Source organism: Pseudomonas sp. DWP2-2, assembly GCF_049897065.1.
Classification (GTDB): domain Bacteria; phylum Pseudomonadota; class Gammaproteobacteria; order Pseudomonadales; family Pseudomonadaceae; genus Aquipseudomonas; species Aquipseudomonas paracarnis.
Window position 1 is genome coordinate 484,191 of the sequence record NZ_JAFCVN010000005.1, and the last position, 17,021, is coordinate 501,211.

At 57.1% G+C, this 17,021-nt stretch carries 16 protein-coding genes; 3 read left to right on the forward strand and 13 right to left on the reverse strand.

The features are described from left to right. Window positions 1-30 precede the first annotated feature (30 nt). The 12 genes from atpD to mnmG form a co-directional block, all read right to left on the reverse strand. Entirely contained in the window at window positions 31-1,407 is a 1,377-nt protein-coding gene (gene atpD / locus ACP7CZ_RS14890) for a F0F1 ATP synthase subunit beta (protein WP_003195827.1), read from the reverse strand. 27 nt (window positions 1,408-1,434) lie between these two features. Continuing rightward, window positions 1,435-2,295 carry a F0F1 ATP synthase subunit gamma gene (gene atpG, locus ACP7CZ_RS14895; RefSeq protein ID WP_003233565.1) on the reverse strand — a complete coding sequence of 287 codons (861 nt, stop codon included), beginning with the start codon at window positions 2,293-2,295 and terminating at the stop codon, window positions 1,435-1,437. A 50-nt stretch (window positions 2,296-2,345) separates the two neighbouring features. Then, window positions 2,346-3,890, reverse strand: coding sequence for a F0F1 ATP synthase subunit alpha (atpA, locus tag ACP7CZ_RS14900; RefSeq protein ID WP_003195831.1), 1,545 nt, complete (start codon window positions 3,888-3,890; stop codon window positions 2,346-2,348). 21 nt (window positions 3,891-3,911) lie between these two features. After that, complete coding sequence (locus ACP7CZ_RS14905; protein WP_003195833.1) at window positions 3,912-4,448, reverse strand: F0F1 ATP synthase subunit delta; 537 nt, start codon at window positions 4,446-4,448, stop codon at window positions 3,912-3,914. Between the two features lie 12 nt (window positions 4,449-4,460). Beyond that, entirely contained in the window at window positions 4,461-4,931 is a 471-nt protein-coding gene (locus tag ACP7CZ_RS14910; RefSeq protein ID WP_003195835.1) for a F0F1 ATP synthase subunit B, read from the reverse strand. Window positions 4,932-4,987: 56 nt separating this feature from the next. Further along, entirely contained in the window at window positions 4,988-5,245 is a 258-nt protein-coding gene (gene atpE, locus ACP7CZ_RS14915) for a F0F1 ATP synthase subunit C (RefSeq protein ID WP_002555987.1), read from the reverse strand. 133 nt (window positions 5,246-5,378) lie between these two features. Continuing rightward, on the reverse strand, window positions 5,379-6,248 hold the full coding sequence (atpB, locus tag ACP7CZ_RS14920; RefSeq protein WP_003195886.1) for a F0F1 ATP synthase subunit A: 870 nt from the start codon (window positions 6,246-6,248) through the stop codon (window positions 5,379-5,381). 16 nt (window positions 6,249-6,264) lie between these two features. Beyond that, window positions 6,265-6,672, reverse strand: coding sequence for a F0F1 ATP synthase subunit I (locus tag ACP7CZ_RS14925; RefSeq protein WP_010565865.1), 408 nt, complete (start codon window positions 6,670-6,672; stop codon window positions 6,265-6,267). 148 nt (window positions 6,673-6,820) lie between these two features. Then, complete coding sequence (locus tag ACP7CZ_RS14930; RefSeq protein ID WP_003195890.1) at window positions 6,821-7,693, reverse strand: ParB/RepB/Spo0J family partition protein; 873 nt, start codon at window positions 7,691-7,693, stop codon at window positions 6,821-6,823. A gap of 9 nt (window positions 7,694-7,702) precedes the next feature. Next, on the reverse strand, window positions 7,703-8,500 hold the full coding sequence (locus ACP7CZ_RS14935) for a ParA family protein (protein WP_054898307.1): 798 nt from the start codon (window positions 8,498-8,500) through the stop codon (window positions 7,703-7,705). An 18-nt stretch (window positions 8,501-8,518) separates the two neighbouring features. After that, window positions 8,519-9,163, reverse strand: coding sequence for a 16S rRNA (guanine(527)-N(7))-methyltransferase RsmG (gene rsmG / locus ACP7CZ_RS14940; RefSeq protein WP_197900095.1), 645 nt, complete (start codon window positions 9,161-9,163; stop codon window positions 8,519-8,521). Continuing rightward, entirely contained in the window at window positions 9,160-11,052 is a 1,893-nt protein-coding gene (gene mnmG / locus ACP7CZ_RS14945; protein WP_014720591.1) for a tRNA uridine-5-carboxymethylaminomethyl(34) synthesis enzyme MnmG, read from the reverse strand. The genes rsmG and mnmG overlap by 4 nt, the downstream gene beginning before the upstream one ends. A 541-nt stretch (window positions 11,053-11,593) precedes the next feature. On the opposite strand from mnmG, the gene ACP7CZ_RS14950 reads away from it, so the two are divergent. The 3 genes from ACP7CZ_RS14950 (at window position 11,594) to ACP7CZ_RS14960 (ending at window position 15,570) form a co-directional block, all read left to right on the forward strand. After that, on the forward strand, window positions 11,594-12,100 hold the full coding sequence (locus ACP7CZ_RS14950; protein ID WP_057975203.1) for a sigma-70 family RNA polymerase sigma factor: 507 nt from the start codon (window positions 11,594-11,596) through the stop codon (window positions 12,098-12,100). Beyond that, window positions 12,100-13,044, forward strand: a complete 945-nt coding sequence (locus ACP7CZ_RS14955) for a FecR domain-containing protein (protein WP_294191231.1) — start codon at window positions 12,100-12,102, stop codon at window positions 13,042-13,044. The genes ACP7CZ_RS14950 and ACP7CZ_RS14955 overlap by 1 nt, the downstream gene beginning before the upstream one ends. A gap of 135 nt (window positions 13,045-13,179) precedes the next feature. Next, window positions 13,180-15,570 carry a TonB-dependent siderophore receptor gene (locus ACP7CZ_RS14960; protein WP_294190305.1) on the forward strand — a complete coding sequence of 797 codons (2,391 nt, stop codon included), beginning with the start codon at window positions 13,180-13,182 and terminating at the stop codon, window positions 15,568-15,570. An 18-nt stretch (window positions 15,571-15,588) separates the two neighbouring features. Here the strand turns inward: ACP7CZ_RS14960 and mnmE are convergent, their stop codons facing one another. Then, window positions 15,589-16,959, reverse strand: a complete 1,371-nt coding sequence (mnmE, locus tag ACP7CZ_RS14965; protein ID WP_294190307.1) for a tRNA uridine-5-carboxymethylaminomethyl(34) synthesis GTPase MnmE — start codon at window positions 16,957-16,959, stop codon at window positions 15,589-15,591. Between the last annotated feature and the right edge of the window lie 62 nt (window positions 16,960-17,021).

A 17,021-nucleotide genomic window follows, 5' to 3' on the forward strand; every position in this document is an offset into this window, starting at 1 on the left:
CTGATGAGCGCCCGTTTCCGGGCGCCAGGATTACAGTTTCTTGGCTTTCTCGATCGCTTCTTCGATGCCGCCGACCATGTAGAACGCTTGTTCTGGCAGGTGGTCGTAGTCACCGTTGAGGATGCCTTTGAAGCCAGCAATGGTGTCTTTCAGGGAAACGTATTTACCCGAGGCACCGGTGAAGACTTCAGCCACGAAGAACGGCTGCGACAAGAAACGCTGGATCTTACGAGCACGGTTTACCAACTGCTTGTCGGCTTCCGACAGCTCGTCCATACCCAGGATCGCAATGATGTCCTTCAGTTCTTTGTAACGCTGCAGCACGTACTGAACACCGCGAGCGGTGTCGTAGTGCTCCTGGCCGATCACGTTCGGGTCCAGCTGGCGCGAAGTCGAGTCGAGTGGATCGACCGCTGGGTAGATACCCAGGGAAGCGATGTCACGGGACAGAACGACGGTGGCGTCCAAGTGGGCGAAGGTGGTGGCTGGCGACGGGTCGGTCAAGTCATCCGCAGGTACGTATACCGCTTGGATCGAGGTGATCGAACCTTCCTTGGTCGAAGTGATACGCTCTTGCAGAACGCCCATCTCTTCAGCCAGGGTCGGCTGGTAACCTACTGCCGAAGGCATACGGCCCAGCAGTGCGGATACTTCAGTACCGGCCAGGGTGTAACGGTAGATGTTGTCGACGAACAGCAGAACGTCGTTACCTTCGTCACGGAACTTCTCGGCCATGGTCAGGCCAGTCAGGGCTACGCGCAGACGGTTTCCCGGCGGCTCGTTCATCTGACCGTAAACCAGTGCCACTTTGTCCAGAACGTTGGAGTCCTTCATCTCGTGGTAGAAGTCGTTACCCTCACGAGTACGCTCACCAACACCTGCGAACACGGAATAACCGCTGTGCTCGATGGCGATGTTACGGATCAGTTCCATCATGTTTACGGTCTTGCCTACACCGGCACCACCGAACAGACCGACTTTACCGCCTTTGGCGAACGGGCAAACCAGGTCGATAACCTTGATGCCGGTTTCCAGCAGGTCGTTGCCGCCCGCTTGTTCTGCGAACGAAGGTGCTGCGCGGTGAATGCCCCAGCGCTCTTCGGTGGCAATCGGGCCAGCTTCGTCGATCGGGTTGCCCAGTACGTCCATGATCCGGCCCAGAGTCGCTTTACCGACCGGTACGGAGATGGCAGCGCCAGTGTCGACAACGTCCAGACCGCGCTTCAAGCCTTCGGTGGAACCCATCGCAATGGTACGAACTACGCCGTCGCCCAGCTGCTGCTGAACTTCCAGGGTAGTTTCCGCGCCTTGTACTTTCAGCGCGTTATAGATGCTCGGTACGCTGTCGCGTGGAAATTCCACGTCGATAACGGCGCCGATGATTTGAACGATACGTCCGCTACTCATAGCTGGATCCTCTGAATATTTGAACCGTTAAACCGCGGCAGCGCCGCCGACGATTTCCGAGATCTCTTGGGTGATCGCAGCCTGACGCGCCTTGTTGTAGATCAGCTGCAAATCGCTGATCAGATCACCGGCGTTATCGGTAGCGTTTTTCATCGCGATCATCCGCGCCGCTTGTTCAGCTGCGTTGTTCTCGACCACCGCCTGGTACACCTGCGACTCCACGTAGCGCACCATCAAGCCGTCAAGCAGCTCTTTGGCGTCTGGTTCGTAGAGGTAGTCCCAGTGGTGCTTGAGTTCCTGATCCGGAGTCGCCACCAGTGGAATCAACTGCTCCACGGTTGGCTGCTGGGTCATGGTGTTGATGAACTTGTTGGATACCACGGAGAGGCGGTCAATACGGCCTTCCAGGTACGCATCCAGCATCACCTTCACACTGCCGATCAAATCATTGATCGACGGCTCTTCACCCAGGTGGCTGATAGCTGCAACGACGTTACCGCCGAAGTTGCGGAAAAAGGCCGCACCCTTGCTACCAACAACACACAGATCAATCTCGACGCCGTTTTCGCGGTTTACCGCCATGTCCTTGACCAGGGCCTTGAACAGGTTGGTATTCAGACCACCGCACAAACCACGGTCACTGCTCACTACCACATAACCCACACGCTTGACGGCGCGGTCGATCATGAACGGGTGGCGGTATTCCGGGTTGGCGTTGGCCAGATGCCCAATTACCTGGCGGATACGCTCCGCATAAGGACGGCTAGCAGCCATGCGCATTTGTGCCTTGCGCATTTTGCTGACCGCCACTTTTTCCATGGCGCTGGTAATTTTTTGCGTGCTTTTGATGCTCGCAATCTTACTGCGAATCTCTTTTGCGCCTGCCATGTAACACCTATCAGGTTAGCAAGCGGGAGCCTTGCGGCTCCCGCTGCGGCTTACCAGGTTTGGGTGGCCTTGAACTTCTCGATACCGGCTTTCATGCCAGCGTCGATATCGTCATTGAAGTCACCCTTCACGTTGATCTTCGCCATCAATTCGGCGTGATCGCGGTTGAAGTAAGCAATCAGCGCTTGTTCAAAGCTGCCGACCTTGGCGATTTCAACGTCGGTCAGGAACCCACGCTCAGCGGCATACAGCGACAACGCCATGTCAGCGATCGACATTGGGGCGTATTGCTTCTGCTTCATCAGCTCGGTAACGCGCTGACCATGCTCAAGTTGCTTACGGGTCGCTTCGTCCAGGTCAGAAGCGAACTGGGCGAATGCCGCCAGTTCACGATACTGAGCCAGAGCGGTACGGATACCACCGGAGAGCTTCTTGATGATCTTGGTCTGAGCGGCACCACCCACACGGGATACCGAAACACCGGCGTTCACTGCAGGGCGGATGCCCGAGTTGAACATGGCCGATTCCAGGAAGATCTGACCGTCGGTGATGGAAATCACGTTGGTCGGAACGAACGCGGAAACGTCGCCAGCCTGGGTTTCGATGATCGGCAGTGCGGTCAGGGAACCGGTTTTGCCGGTCACTGCGCCGTTGGTGAACTTCTCTACGTACTCTTCGGAAACGCGGGATGCGCGCTCCAGCAGACGGGAGTGGAGATAGAACACGTCGCCTGGGTAAGCTTCACGGCCTGGTGGACGGCGCAGCAGCAGGGAAATCTGGCGATAAGCCACTGCTTGCTTGGACAGATCGTCATAAACGATCAGCGCGTCTTCACCGCGGTCGCGGAAGAATTCACCCATGGTGCAGCCGGAGTACGGTGCCAGGAATTGCAGCGCAGGAGATTCCGAAGCACTGGCAGCCACGATGATCGTGTTGGCCAGGGCGCCGTTTTCTTCCAGCTTGCGAACTACGTTGGCGATGGTCGATTGCTTCTGACCGATGGCTACGTAGACGCAGAAAATGCCGCTGTCTTTCTGGTTGATGATCGCGTCGATCGCCAGAGCGGTTTTACCGATCTGACGGTCACCGATGATCAGCTCACGCTGGCCACGGCCGACTGGGATCATGGCATCGACAGCCTTGTAGCCAGTCTGTACAGGCTGGTCTACCGACTTACGCCAGATCACGCCTGGAGCAACTTTCTCGACCGCGTCGGTCTCGGTGTTGCCCAGTGGACCTTTACCGTCAACAGGGTTACCCAGTGCGTCGACTACGCGACCCAGCAGTTCCTTACCAACCGGAACTTCCAGGATGCGGCCTGTGCACTTGGCGCTCATGCCTTCAGCCAGACTGGTGTACGCGCCCAATACAACGGCACCTACGGAGTCTTGCTCCAGGTTGAGGGCCATACCGTAGACGCCGCCCGGAAACTCGATCATCTCGCCGTACATTACGTCGGCCAGACCGTGAATCCGCACGATGCCGTCAGATACGCTGACGACAGTGCCTTCGTTACGGGCTTGGGAGGTCACATCGAGCTTGTCGATGCGGCCCTTGATAATTTCACTTATTTCGGAAGGATTGAGTTGCTGCATTGCTCTGCTGCCCCTTCAAACTCAAGATTTCAATGCTTCGGCAAGTTTCGCGATTTTGCCGCGAATCGAGCCATCGATAACCAGGTCGCCGGCACGGATAACAACACCACCAATAAGCGATGCGTCCTCCGAAGCTTGCAGGCGCACTTCCCGATTGAGTCGTGCACTGAGAACCTTGGCGAGTTTGTCTTGCTGTTCTTGGTTCAATGCGAAAGCACTGGTCACTTCAACGTCTACCGATTTCTCTGCTTCGGCCTTGTACAGGTCGAACAGAGCGGCGATCTCCGGCAATAGCGGGAGACGGTCGTTTTCGGCAATGACGTGGATGAAGTTCTGCACCTTCACATCAAACTTGTCGCCGCACACTTCAATAAAAGTGGCGGCCTTGTCTGCGCTCGTCAGGCGCGGGGCCTTGAGCACGCGCTGCATTGTGTCGTCTTGCGACACTGCTGCAGCCAGGCCGAGCATGGCTGACCAAGAGGCCAGCTGCTGGTGGGCCTGGGCGTGCTCGAAGGCTGCCTTAGCGTAAGGTCGGGCCAACGTGGTCAGTTCTGCCATGATCGCCCTCGCTTAAATTTCAGCAGCCAGTTTGTTAACCAGCTCCGCGTGCGCGTTTTGATCGATTGTGGCACCGAGGATCTTCTCAGCACCGCCAACGGCCAGAGCACCCAGTTGGGCACGCAGCGCGTCTTTGACACCGTTCAGTTCCTGTTCGATCTCGGCATGAGCCGAAGCCTTCACACGGTCAGCTTCGACGCGGGCTTTTTCAACAGCCTCTTCGACGATCTGGTTACCGCGTTTCTTGGCTTGCTCAATGATCTCGGCTGCCTGTGCTTTAGCTTCGCGCAGTTGCTGACCCACTTTCTCGTGGGCCAACTCCAGGTCGCGAGCTGCACGGCTGGCAGCGTCCAAACCATCCGCGATCTTCTTCTGACGTTCGTGCAAAGCCGCGATGACCGGAGGCCACACGAACTTCATGCAAAACACTACAAAAATGAAGAACGCAACGGATTGGCCAATCAGGGTTGCATTAATGTTCACGCCAACACCTCGCTCATTCGTTGTCCATCACCCCAATCACTCGAAAAGTCGAGTGATTAGCCAGCGAGTTGACCAACGAAGGGGTTCGCGAAGGTGAAGAACAGTGCGATACCAACGCCGATCATGGTCACGGCGTCGAGCAGGCCGGCGACGATGAACATTTTAACTTGCAGCATTGGGACCATTTCTGGCTGACGCGCTGCGCCTTCCAGGAATTTGCCGCCCAGCAGGCCGAAACCAATGGCAGTACCCAGGGCGCCCAGGCCGATCAACAGTGCAACAGCGATAGCGGTTAGACCAACTACAGTTTCCATCTTTCCTCCCGACTTTTACGTCGTATGGTTTAGGTTTTTTAGATTTTAAAGCGGTAAAACAAATCGTTTCATAGCCCTGTTGGGCCACCTTCCCGTTTGACCGGGAAGGACATCAGACTAGTCGAGACTGGTCTTAATGGTTCTCTTCGTGCGCCATCGACAGGTAGACGATGGTCAGCATCATGAAGATGAAGGCCTGCAGGGTAATGATCAGGATGTGGAACACAGCCCACGCCCACTGCAGAACTACGCCCAGGCCGCTAAGCCAGAGCAGACCGCTGCCGAACATCACAGCGATCAGAATGAACACCAGCTCGCCGGCATACATGTTGCCGAACAGTCGCAGAGCCAGGGAAATCGGCTTGGCGATCAGGGTGACGAATTCCAGCAGGAAGTTCACCGGGATCAGCAGGGCTTGAACGAAGATGTTCTTGCTGCCGAACGGGTGCAGGGTCAGTTCGCCGATGAAGCCGCCGATGCCCTTGACCTTGATGCTGTAGAAAATGATCAGCGCGAATACCGACAGAGCCATGCCCAGTGTGGCGTTCGGGTCAGTGGTGGATACGGCGCGGAATGGAATGTGCGGGTCGCCGGAGATCGCCATGGCCAACTGAGGAATCCAGTCCACCGGAATCAGGTCGACGGCGTTCATCAGGAACACCCAGACGAAGATGGTCAGTGCCAGCGGTGCAATCACCGGGCTACGGCCATGGAAGCTGTCTTTCACGCTGCCATCGACGAATTCGACCAATACTTCAACGAAGTTCTGCAAAGCACCTGGCTGACCGGAAGTCGCCTTCTTTGCCGCCATGCGGAAAATCAGAACGAAGATCAGGCCCAATGCGACCGACCAACCCAGAGTATCCAGGTGGAAAGCCCAGAAACCCATTTCTTTGGCTTCTGCTGCGGTGTGGGCAAAGCCCCAGCCGCCATTAGGAAGCTGACCGAAGGTCAGGTTCTGCAAGTGGTGCTGGATATAGCCCGAAGCGGTTGTTTCTGCCATGGTTGCCTCAAACGCCCTAAGGTTTCGAAAGTCTTGTTTTCATTAGCAGGGGAGCGAACCAGCTGACCAGTTGGGTCAACACGAAGACGCCGAATACAGCCAGCGGCGCCAATGGCTTCACACCTGCAAAGGTCAGTGCAAACAGCACTGCCGTCAAAATCAGTTTCCCCGCCTCGCCGGCATAAAAAGACCGGACGATAGCCTGGGCTGCTCGGGCGCCGGAAAACCGAAAGGCCCTGTGAGCAAAATACATATTGGGCAGCAAGGCTATCAGGCCTCCGCAGAGTCCTGAATACCCGGCTACGACTCCATGCCAATACCAAAGCGCCAATGCGGCGATCAGCAAAATGACAAATTGAGCCAGTAGAACCGGAAAAACAGCCAAGCGATGGAACGGCAACGTGTTTGGCGTGCGGGTTTCCATCACTCTTGCTCCTCAATGGTCGGCTGCCGGAAATCAATAACTTGGCATAATTTGTGCCGACAAAATGCGCGCAGAGTATAGGGGCGGTTCAGCCCCTATTCAACTGTCGGGTAGTGATTTCCGATCACGCGCTACATAAGCAAATGTTTCAGCGGATGTGGGCAAGGACACCTTGAAGCTCGTCAAGGGAGTTATATCCGATGACCAATTGCCCTTTGCCCTTCTTGCCGTGACGAATTTGCACCGCAGAGCCCAGGCGCTCGGCCAGGCGCTGCTCGAGTCGTGCGATATCGGGATCAGGTTTGGCGGTTTCGACCGGTGCAGGTTTGCCGCTGAGCCACTGGCGCACCAGCGCTTCAGTCTGACGCACGGTCAGGCCTCGTGCGACAACGTGTCGCGCCCCTTCAACCTGTTGATTTTCCGGCAAACCGAGCAACGCACGGGCATGGCCCATTTCCAGGTCGCCGTGGGACAACATGGTCTTGATCACTTCCGGCAGCGCGATCAAACGCAACAAGTTGGACACGGTGACGCGGGACTTGCCCACTGCCTCGGCCACTTGTTGCTGGGTGAGCTGGAATTCCTGCTGCAAACGCTGCAACGCAATCGCTTCTTCGATCGGGTTGAGGTCTTCACGCTGGATATTCTCGATCAACGCCATGGCGATCGCGGTTTCATCCGGCACATCGCGCACCATCGCCGGGATGGTTTCCTTGCCGGCCTGCTGGCTGGCACGCCAGCGGCGCTCCCCGGCGATGATCTCAAAGCGGCCACCGCCAATGGGGCGCACCACGATGGGCTGCATCACGCCCTGGGCCTTGATCGAGTTGGACAGTTCTTCCAGGGCCTGGGGGTCCATGTCCCGACGTGGCTGGTATTTGCCCCGCTGGATCAGGTCCAGCGGCAAGTGCTGCAGCTCGCGCTCGTCGGCCTGCACCGCTTGTTCTTCAAGCGATGTGACGGTCGGACCACTCAACAGTGCATCCAGTCCACGTCCGAGACCTCGTTTCTTGACGGCCATGGGGATTCCTTAATTTGGCTGGGCTGCAGCGGTGCGTGAATTACGGCGTTGGCGGCGAACCATCTCGCCAGCCAATGCCAGGTAGGCAATGGCACCACGCGAGGATTTGTCGTACGCCAGCGCGGGCATGCCATAGCTTGGCGCTTCGGCCAGGCGGATGTTGCGTGGAATCACGGTGTCGTACAACTGATCGCCAAAGTGTTCCTTGAGCTGCGCCGACACATCGTTCATCAGGCTCAGGCGCGGGTCATACATCGTACGCAGCAGGCCTTCGACTTTCAGGTTCGGGTTGAGCAACTCGGCAATTCGCTTGATGTTATCCACAAGGTCGCTCAAGCCTTCGAGAGCGAAGTACTCGCACTGCATGGGGATAATTACCCCATCGGCGGCAACCAGCGCGTTAAGCGTGAGCATCGACAGCGACGGTGGACAGTCGATCAAAATGTAATCGTAGTTTTCGCGAATGGGCGCCAGGGCGCTGCGCAGACGGCTTTCTTTCATCTGCATTTCCAGCAGCACCACTTCCGCCGCGGTCAGATCGCGGTTGGCCGGCAGCAGTTGGTAACCGCCGTGCTCGGAATAGTGCATGGCCTGGGCCAGGTCGCATTCGCCAATCAGCAAATCGTAGACCGAGTTTTCCAGGCCGTGTTTATCCACACCGCTACCCATGGTGGCGTTGCCCTGTGGATCGAGATCGATCAACAGCACCCGACGCTTGGTCGCGACCAGGGATGCTGCGAGGTTGATACAGGTGGTGGTTTTACCCACGCCACCTTTCTGGTTCGCTATCGCGAATACCTTAGCCATTCTTGCTTGTGTTCCCAATCATGCCGTGCGGCGCAGTATCAGCAGATGGCGTTGGCCTTGGCAACCAGGTACGGCCAAGGCGTGTTCGCTATCGAGGTGGAAGTCTGCCGGCAATGCTAACAGCTCGTCGCTTGGATGAACGCCCTTCATTGCCAACCAGCGGGTATCACGGTCGCCCAGGTGGCGTGTCCAGTTGCTGAAGTTCTCCATGCTGCTGAACGCCCGAGACACGATCCCGTTGAAAGGCAGTTCAGGCGTGAATGCTTCGACACGACTGTGGATAACTTGCAGGTTATCCAGCTTGAGTTCGAGTTTGACCTGGGTCAGGAAGCGGGTTTTCTTGCCGTTGCTGTCCAGGCAGGTCACGTGGGACTCGGGAAACAGGATCGCCAACGGGATGCCAGGCATGCCGCCGCCGCTGCCCACATCGAGCCAACGGCCATTTTCGATAAACGGCATCACGCTGAGGCTGTCGAGCAAATGCCGCGACACCATCTCGTCTGGGTCACGCACTGCTGTCAGGTTGTAAGCCTTGTTCCATTTGATCAACAGGGCCAGGTAGCCCAGCAGTAGCTCATGCTGGGGTTCGGTCAGGGCTACGCCCAACTGGCGCGCTCCTGTGGATAACTCTTCGGCGTGTTGCGAGGTGACCAACGAACTCAAGCGCTTTGCTCCAACTGACGGCCCGCGCCGCGTTTTTTCAAATGAATCATCAACAGCGAGATGGCTGCCGGAGTGACGCCAGGGATACGTGAAGCCTGCCCGAGGGTTTCCGGCCGAGTTATCCCCAACTTGCTTTGAATTTCTTTCGATAACCCGGAAATTCCGGTGTAGTCGATATCCACAGGAAGTTTGGTGTCTTCACTGGCGCGCAGCCGAGCGATCTCGTCCTGCTGGCGATCAATGTAGCCTGCGTATTTGGTCTTGATTTCAACCTGTTCGGCAACCTGTGGGTCTTCTGCGCCCTGGCCAGTCACTTCGACCAGACCAGCGTAGTCGATTTCCGGGCGGGAAAGCAGGTTGAGCAAGTTGTATTCATGGGTCAACGGCGTGCCGAATTTTTCTGCAATGGCGTCGCCTTGCTCCGTGCCCGGGCGAACCCAGGTACTTTTCAGACGCTGTTCTTCGAGCGCAATGCTTTCGCGTTTTTTGCAGAAGGCCGCCCAGCGGGCGTCATCGACCAGGCCCAGCTCGCGACCTTTTTCGGTCAAGCGCAGGTCGGCGTTGTCTTCGCGCAGGATCAGACGGTATTCCGCCCGAGATGTGAACATCCGGTACGGTTCCTGGGTACCCAGGGTAATCAGGTCGTCGACCAATACGCCGATGTAGGCTTCATCGCGACGCGGGCACCAGCTGTCTTTGCCTTGTGCACGCAATGCTGCGTTGGTCCCGGCCAGCAAACCTTGGGCCCCGGCTTCTTCATAACCGGTAGTGCCGTTGATTTGGCCGGCGAAGAACAGGCCGCCGATCACTTTGGTTTCCAGGCTGTATTTCAGGTCGCGCGGGTCGAAGTAGTCGTACTCGATGGCGTAGCCCGGACGCACGATGTGCGCGTTTTCCATACCGCGAATCGACTGCACGATCTGGATTTGCACATCGAACGGCAGCGAAGTGGAAATTCCGTTGGGGTACAGCTCGTGGGTGGTCAAGCCTTCGGGTTCGATAAAGACCTGGTGGCTTTCCTTGTCGGCAAAGCGGTGGATCTTGTCTTCGATCGACGGGCAATAACGCGGGCCAATGCCTTCGATCACCCCGGAATACATCGGCGAACGATCAAGGTTCGCGGCAATGATTTCGTGGGTTCGGGCGTTGGTGTGGGTAATCCAGCAGCTGACCTGTTTCGGGTGCTGTTCTTTGGAACCCATGAACGACATGACCGGGATCGGCGTGTCGCCGGCTTGCTCGGTCATCATCGAGAAATCCACAGAACGCCCATCAATGCGTGGCGGGGTTCCGGTTTTCAAACGGCCGACGCGCAGCGGTAGTTCACGCAGACGTTTTGCCAGGGCAATTGACGGCGGGTCACCGGCACGACCACCGGAATAATTTTGCATACCGATGTGGATAAGTCCGCCGAGGAACGTGCCCGTGGTCAGTACGACCGAATCTGCATGAAAACGCAGACCCATTTGCGTAACGACACCGCGTACCTGGTCCTGCTCGACGATCAAGTCATCGGCGGCCTGCTGAAATATCCACAGGTTCGGCTGGTTTTCCAGGGTTTCGCGTACCGCTGCCTTGTACAGGATGCGGTCGGCCTGAGCCCGGGTAGCACGTACGGCCGGGCCTTTTCGGCTGTTGAGCACGCGAAATTGAATACCACCCTTGTCGGTGGCCATCGCCATTACCCCGCCAAGGGCATCGATTTCCTTGACCAGATGGCTTTTGCCAATCCCGCCAATTGCGGGGTTGCAACTCATGGCACCGAGGGTTTCCACGTTATGCGTCAGCAACAGGGTTTTTACGCCCATGCGTGCTGACGCCAGTGCTGCCTCGGTACCGGCATGACCGCCGCCGATGACGATCACTTCAAAACGGGAAGGGAAATCCACCACGCACCTCGTGCCTGCTTATGTAGGTAATCAGGAATTGTTTGTTGAAAGGGTTCTACAGCTTTGGCGGCAAGTATAGGGACTTCGCCCTTCCTAAAGAACCCTTTGCACAAAATTTAACCAGCTGTGGATGAATCACAGACAATAGAAATTAAAAGAGAGAAATTTATTAAATCTTTGTTTTTATGTTTATTTATACTGAGCAACATTTCTGTGGATAGATCTCTGCAGGCCTTTATTTTCAATGTGTACAGAGATTCAAAACGTTGTGGTCATCTGCCGATGAGGCCCTTGGATAAGTGCTTTAAGCCTGTGGATTAAACGACTGGTTATCCACAGGTGGGTTTTTGCTCAGGTTTCAGGCCCTGTTATCAACTGGGCACAACCGCGGTTATTCACAGGGCTTAATCCACAGAAACGGCCGATTTCGTCCACGGCAAAGCTGGGAATTAATCCCGGGTGGGACAAAAACAGATCTATTGTGGGAAAACACTGGGCCAGTTAATAATAGCGATTATCATTAACCTACCTTGTCGCGACTATGCCTTCCTCCTCACATACCGCAGCGGTCCAGCACATCTATGAACAGCACCATTCGTGGTTGCGCGGATGGCTCAAGGGAAAATTGCATAACGCCAGCGATGCAGCCGATGTGGCCCACGATACGTTCGTGCGCATGCTCGGTGGATGTCACGCAGCGCAGATCCGTGAACCACGGGACTATCTGACGACCATCGCCAGGGGTCTGGTGATTGACCGCTACCGGCGGCACGCCATCGAGCAGGCCTACAGGCAAACCCTGGCAGAGCGTCCCGAAACCACAGCTATCAGTGAAGAAGACAAGGCAATCATCATCGAAACCCTAGTGGCTGTGGATAAAGCGCTGTCTGGCCTGGGTGAGCGGGCACGGCGAATTTTCGTGCTCGCACAGATTGAAGGGCTGACTTATCAACAGATCGCCGATCAACTGCAGGTATCGCTGACCACGGTGAAGAAACACATGATCCGCGCCCTCACCGAATGCTCCCTGATCATGGCCAGCCGGTAATGGTCAGCCCCGACCGCAAGACGTTCGAGGCCGCTGCCAGTTGGTACGTGCAATTTCAGTCGCAACCACCGACGCCCGCACAACATCAAGCCTGGCAGCAGTGGCTTAATCGTGACCCATCCCACCAGGCGGCTTGGAACCAGATGGAGCAGTTGCAGCGCAGCCTTGGAGCCCTGTCCCCTGACCTCACACGCCGCGCGTTGTCCACCACGCAACAGCGGCGCCAGGTCCTCAAGTGGATGCTGGTGCTCGGCGGCAGTGGCTATCTGGGGTGGAACGTCCAGCAACATACGTCGCTGGGCAACATATGGGCTGATTACCGCACGTCGGTGGGCCAGAGGCGACGCATCGAGCTGGCGGATGGCACGCAGATCAATCTCAATACTCATACCGCTATCGATGTGGCATTTGATGGGCGACAACGTTTGATCCGTCTGCGCGAGGGTGAAGTACTTATCCACACCGGCACACGGGGTGGGCACTTACCGTTTTATGTCGAAACTCGCCAAGGCCGGGTCCAGGCGCTGGGCACTCGGTTTACTGTGCGCCAACTGCCGGACGCCACGCGGGTTGGTGTCTTGGAAGAACGGGTTGAGATATCCCCCGGCGACCAACCCGAACTTCGCCGCACTATTGGCGCGGGTGAGAGCGCAGAATTTGATCGGCGCAATGTGCGCCCTGCCCAGCGATATGGCGGAGTACAGGCCGCCTGGGTCGATGGCCAACTGATCGTGCTCGATGCTCGGCTGGGAGAGGTTATCGATGAGTTGGCGCGCTATCGGCCAGGCGTATTGCACTGCGACCCAGCCTCTGCGGGCCTACGCGTTTCCGGGACCTTCCGTCTGGACTCAACCGATGCCGTCCTCGCTAACCTGCAAGCGAGCCTGCCGATTCAAGTGAAATACTTTACGCGCTATTGGGTGTCGGTCACCCGGATCGGCTGATCGAAAAAATAATCCACAGAGGGTTATCTTTTTTTGACCTGGTGCGGCCCTACAGGTAATCACGACGCTACCTTCAGGGCTTACTCACCTATGCGCCTTCCCACCCCGCTCCGCAAACGACTTTCCTGCCACAGCATGACCTACGGTCTGCAGTTCATCACCGCTACCACCGGTGTGTTGTTAGCCACCGCCGTCATGGCCGCCAGCGCAACGCAACACTATGCAATTGCCGCTGGCCCGCTGGACAATGCGTTGAGCCAGTTTGCTGCCAGGGCCAATGTGATTCTGTCCTTCTCCCCCCAGCAAACCGCGCGTTTGATTACGCCGGGGCTGCAAGGTGACTATTCGGTGGACCAGGGCTTTGCGCTGCTGCTGCAGAACTCGGACCTGCAGGCGGTCGCACAAGCTCCCGGCAGCTATGTATTACAGGCGGCCCCTGCTGGCCGACTCACCTTGGCACCCACCACTGTGAGCACTTATCAACAGGGCGGCTTCAATCAAGAGATCGCCGGGGATGTAGGCTACAAGGCGCAGAACAGCCGGATCGGCACGAAGACCAGCACACCGCTGTCCGAGACTCCGCGTTCGGTGTCCGTTGTCACTGGCCAGCGTATCAAGGACCAGAAATCTCAAACCCTGACAGACGTGTTGGGCTACGTACCGGGAATCTTCGCCCCACCGTTCGCGGCGGGCGACGGCTTGGCAGGCGATCTGTTTTTCATTCGCGGTTTCAACGCCACGGATTACGGCTACGGCCTGCTGCGAGATGGCCTGCGGGTGCAAGGCAATCGATACGACACCACCAGCGAACCCTACGGCCTGGAACGGGTCGAGATTTTCCGCGGCCCGTCTTCCCTGCTCTACGGTGAAAACGCACCCGGTGGTTTGGTTAATCTGGTGAGTAAACACCCGACTGCAACCCCGCAAGGCGAGGTGCAGGTGAGTTATGGTTCGAATAATCGACGCCAGTTGGGTGTGGATATCTCGGGCCCGCTCAACGACAGTGACAATATTCTGGGCCGGGTGGTGATGCTGGGGCGTAAATCCGACACACAGACCGATCACGTCCCGGACGATCGTCTATATATCGCGCCATCCCTGACCCTGAACTTCGACGACTACAACACCCTGACGCTGCTGGCCAACTACCAGAAAGACCATACCAACCTGGAACTTGGCCTACCCGCCGCCGGTACGCTGCTTACAAATCCCAACGGGAAGCTGTCCAAACACACCCTGCTGGGCAATCCGGACTGGAACACCTTTGAACGCGAAGCGTGGAGCACCGGCTATGAGTTCAGCCACAGCTTCAATGATGACTGGCAGTTCCGTCAGAACTCGCGCTATATGCAGTCACGCATCAACCGGCACGAAACCTGGCCTGGATCATTGAATAACGGTGGCTTCGGCACCCGGCTGAACATGAACGCCTATGACCGCTACAACAAATCGATGGTCTATTCCCTGGATAACCAGCTCGAAGGCAAGTTCCAGTTGGGCAGTGTGGAAAACACAGTGCTATTGGGCGCCAGCTATGACCGAACCTCGTTCAATCAAGACTGGGATGCGGGTTTCGCCGGCACCATCGATGTGTATAACCCGGTGTACCTGCGCGACCCGCTCACTCCCCTGGCAGTGCAAAACACTTTGCTTGAACAGCAGATGAAAGGGGTTTATGCACAGATCCAAAGCAAATACGACCATTGGCTCTTTCTGCTCGGAGGCCGCCAGGATTGGGTCGACAGCAATTACCGAGACAAGGTCAAGCCATCGAGCAATATCAACTCACAGGATCGTAAATTCACTTACCAGGGCGGGGTGATGTACCAGTTCGACAACGGCCTTACGCCGTATGTCAGCTATTCCACCGCGTTTGTCCCCGTGCAGCAGATCTCCAACGCCGGCTCGCCGTTGAAACCGATCACCAGCAGCCAATATGAAGTGGGCGTTAAGTACGAACCGATCGGCTGGGATACGGCGATGACCGTGTCGGTGTATGACCTGCGCAAGCAGGACGATACCTACCTCGATGCCACCACCAACAGCTATCGCCAAGTCGGTGAAAGTCGCGCCAAGGGCGTGGAAGTCGAGGTCAACAGCAACATCAGCTCCAACTTCAACGTGACGGCGGCCTATACCTACACTGACGCCCGGATAACCAAGGATTCGGCCACTTCGCTGGTAGAAGGCCGTCAGATGACAGGCGTGCCGCGTAACCAGGCTTCGGTGTGGGGCAAATATCGCTTTCTCGACGGCGAACTCAAGGGTTTCTCCCTGGGCGGAGGGGTGCGCTATTTCGACAGTACCTTTTCCTACACCCCGCCTACGCTCTACGGGAAGCTGGACGCAGGAAGCGTCACCTTAGTGGATGCGGCACTGGGTTATCAGATCAACCCACACTGGTCGGTGGACCTGAACGCCAAGAACCTGTTCGACAAGGAATATGTATCCGGTTGCAACGATGCGGGGCGTTGCTATTGGGGTGACAGCCGTACCTTGCTCGGTACGGTGTCTTACAACTGGTAGCCGAGGTGGATAACTCGGCTATTTGCCAATGCAAAAGCTGGAGAAAATCCGCCCCAGCAAATCATCCGAGCTGAAAGCGCCGGTGATTTCACCCAGCAGCTGCTGCGCCTGACGCAAATCTTCAGCCAGCAGCTCCCCAGCCCCCGCCAAGGTCAGCTGGGCCCGCCCGTGCTCCAGGGCCGCGCTGGCATGACGCAGCGCTTCCAGGTGCCTGCGCCGCGCACTGAAGCTGCTTTCCGAGGTCTGTTCGTAGCCCATGCATGCTTTAAGGTGCTCGCGCAGCAATTCCAGACCCTCGCCGGCCGATTTCGCGCTCAAGCTGATAGTGACGTGGCCATCTTCACTGGTTTCCAGGGCGATGGCTTCACCCGTAAGGTCGGCCTTGTTACGAATCAAGGTGACTTTGGCCGAGTCTGGCCGTTGTTCAAGAAATTCCGGCCACAAGGCAAAAGGATCCACAGCTTCAGGTGCAGTGGCATCCACCACCAGCAACACACGATCGGCTTCGCTGATCGCCTTGAGCGCACGTTCCACGCCGATCTTTTCCACCTGGTCGTCGGTATCGCGCAGACCTGCGGTGTCGACCACGTGCAGCGGCATACCGTCGATGTGGATATGTTCACGCAAGATATCCCGGGTAGTGCCGGCGATCTCGGTGACGATGGCCGCCTCGCGCCCTGCCAGAGCATTGAGTAGGCTGGATTTGCCGGCATTGGGCCGGCCGGCAATCACCACCGTCATACCATCGCGCAGCAAGGCGCCCTGCCCGGCTTCGCGCAGCACTGTGGATAACTCATCGCGGACTTTATCCAGCATCGCCAATACATGGCCATCCGCCAGGAAGTCTATTTCTTCTTCCGGAAAATCAATCGCGGCTTCGACGTAGATGCGCAGGCTGATCAGTTGCTCGGTCAAGTTATGCACACGCAGGGAAAAAGCCCCCTGCAATGAACGCAATGCGTTACGTGCAGCCTGTGCAGAACTGGCTTCGATCAAATCGGCGATGGCTTCGGCCTGGGCCAGGTCGAGCTTATCGTTCAAGAATGCGCGTTCGCTGAATTCCCCTGGTCTGGCCAGGCGGCAACCCAATTGCAAGCAGCGCTGCAGCAGCATGTCCAACACCACAGGACCACCGTGCCCTTGTAGTTCAAGGACATCCTCACCGGTGAACGAGTTTGGCCCTGGAAAATAGATGGCCAGCCCCTCGTCCAATACGCTGTGGTCGGCATCCAGGAACTGGCCGTAATGGGCATAACGAGGTTTCAGCTCCCGGCCGCTGATAGCCTTGGCTGCCACGCCCGCCAATGGCCCGGAAATTCGAACGATGCCGACGCCGCCCCGACCTTGAGCGGTAGCGACAGCAGCGATGGTTTCACGAGGAGCGCTCATCAGCAGGTTTCCAGAACAAAAGTGACGGAAAGCAAAACGCCCCACTAGGGGGCGTCTTGAGT

Bases quoted from the DNA above. Each gene is read 5' to 3' on its own strand.
- atpD (WP_003195827.1), bottom strand. From the start codon at position 1,407: ATGAGTAGCGGACGTATCGTTCAAATCATCGGCGCCGTTATCGACGTG.
- atpG (WP_003233565.1), bottom strand. From the start codon at position 2,295: ATGGCAGGCGCAAAAGAGATTCGCAGTAAGATTGCGAGCATCAAAAGC.
- atpA (WP_003195831.1), bottom strand. From the start codon at position 3,890: ATGCAGCAACTCAATCCTTCCGAAATAAGTGAAATTATCAAGGGCCGC.
- ACP7CZ_RS14905 (WP_003195833.1), bottom strand. From the start codon at position 4,448: ATGGCAGAACTGACCACGTTGGCCCGACCTTACGCTAAGGCAGCCTTC.
- atpE (WP_002555987.1), bottom strand. From the start codon at position 5,245: ATGGAAACTGTAGTTGGTCTAACCGCTATCGCTGTTGCACTGTTGATC.
- atpB (WP_003195886.1), bottom strand. From the start codon at position 6,248: ATGGCAGAAACAACCGCTTCGGGCTATATCCAGCACCACTTGCAGAAC.
- ACP7CZ_RS14925 (WP_010565865.1), bottom strand. From the start codon at position 6,672: ATGGAAACCCGCACGCCAAACACGTTGCCGTTCCATCGCTTGGCTGTT.
- ACP7CZ_RS14930 (WP_003195890.1), bottom strand. From the start codon at position 7,693: ATGGCCGTCAAGAAACGAGGTCTCGGACGTGGACTGGATGCACTGTTG.
- ACP7CZ_RS14935 (WP_054898307.1), bottom strand. From the start codon at position 8,500: ATGGCTAAGGTATTCGCGATAGCGAACCAGAAAGGTGGCGTGGGTAAA.
- ACP7CZ_RS14950 (WP_057975203.1), top strand. From the start codon at position 11,594: ATGCCTTCCTCCTCACATACCGCAGCGGTCCAGCACATCTATGAACAG.
- ACP7CZ_RS14955 (WP_294191231.1), top strand. From the start codon at position 12,100: ATGGTCAGCCCCGACCGCAAGACGTTCGAGGCCGCTGCCAGTTGGTAC.
- ACP7CZ_RS14960 (WP_294190305.1), top strand. From the start codon at position 13,180: ATGACCTACGGTCTGCAGTTCATCACCGCTACCACCGGTGTGTTGTTA.
- mnmE (WP_294190307.1), bottom strand. From the start codon at position 16,959: ATGAGCGCTCCTCGTGAAACCATCGCTGCTGTCGCTACCGCTCAAGGT.